This window comes from Burkholderia sp. E168m23, from assembly GCF_016586125.1.
GTDB classification, from domain to species: domain Bacteria; phylum Pseudomonadota; class Gammaproteobacteria; order Burkholderiales; family Burkholderiaceae; genus Burkholderia; species Burkholderia orbicola.
On the sequence record NZ_BCPP01001552.1, the window covers coordinates 1 to 858 of the forward strand.

Here is an 858-nt window from a genome sequence, read left to right on the forward strand (position 1 = left end):
CGGGCGGCACGCACTTCGAATACCAGAAGGCGTCGCCGGAAATTCTCGCGAAGGTCGACCGGATCAAGGCGATCGCCGCGCGCTACGACGTGCCGATCAAGGCCGCCGCGCTGCAGTTTTCGATGTCGCATCCGGCCACCGTCGCGGTGATTCCGGGCGCGAGCCGTCCGGAGCGGATCACGGAAGACCAGGCGGCGCTGAACGTGGCGATTCCGGCCGACTTCTGGCGCGACATGCGTGAACAAGGTCTGATTGCGGCCAATGCGCCGCTGCCGACCGATCGTTGATCCTGAAAGGTGATGACATGGCACAGGCCCATGCAGGTATCGAGATCGCGGCTTCGGCCGACACGGTCTGGCAACTGATCGGCGGCTTCGGCGCACTGCCCGACTGGCTGTCGTACATTCCGGCCAGCGAACTGAGCGAAGGCGGGCGCGTGCGGCGTCTCGCGAACCCGGCGGGCGACGCGATCGTCGAGCGGCTGGTCGCGTTCGACGAAGCGGAACGCAGCTATACGTACGCGATTCTCGAAGCACCGTTCCCGGTCGTGAACTATCGCTCCACGCTGCGCGTGCGCGAGAACGGCCCGAACGCATCGAAGGTCGAGTGGTCGGGCACGTTCACGCCGCACGGCGCGACCGACGACGAAACCGTCCGGCTGTTCCGCGGGATTTACGAAGACGGCCTCGCGGAACTGGCGAAGCGCTTCGCGGCGGCTTAACGGCGGCACGTCGCATCGTGCGATGGGAGTCGGGCTTTCCGGCTCCGGCCACGCCTTCGCCGCGGGTTTCGACCCGCTGCGAAGGCGTTGGCGCGTCAGCGCGGTTTTACGCCGGCTGGCCGCCGCCATCGGCGTGC

General features: G+C 67.4%; 2 protein-coding genes. Both read left to right on the forward strand.

The genetic code is table 11. The features are described from left to right. The coding region (locus tag JMF90_RS38835) for an aldo/keto reductase (RefSeq protein ID WP_201326521.1) at positions 1 to 287 on the forward strand (287 nt) is incomplete at its 5' end. Between the two features lie 17 nt (positions 288 to 304). Further along, positions 305 to 721 carry an SRPBCC family protein gene (locus JMF90_RS38840; RefSeq protein WP_011549251.1) on the forward strand — a complete coding sequence of 139 codons (417 nt, stop codon included), beginning with the start codon at positions 305 to 307 and terminating at the stop codon, positions 719 to 721. Positions 722 to 858: the final 137 nt, after the last annotated feature.

Coding starts and splice junctions, on each gene's coding strand:
- JMF90_RS38840 (WP_011549251.1), top strand. CDS start 305: ATGGCACAGGCCCATGCAGGTATCGAGATCGCGGCTTCGGCCGACACG.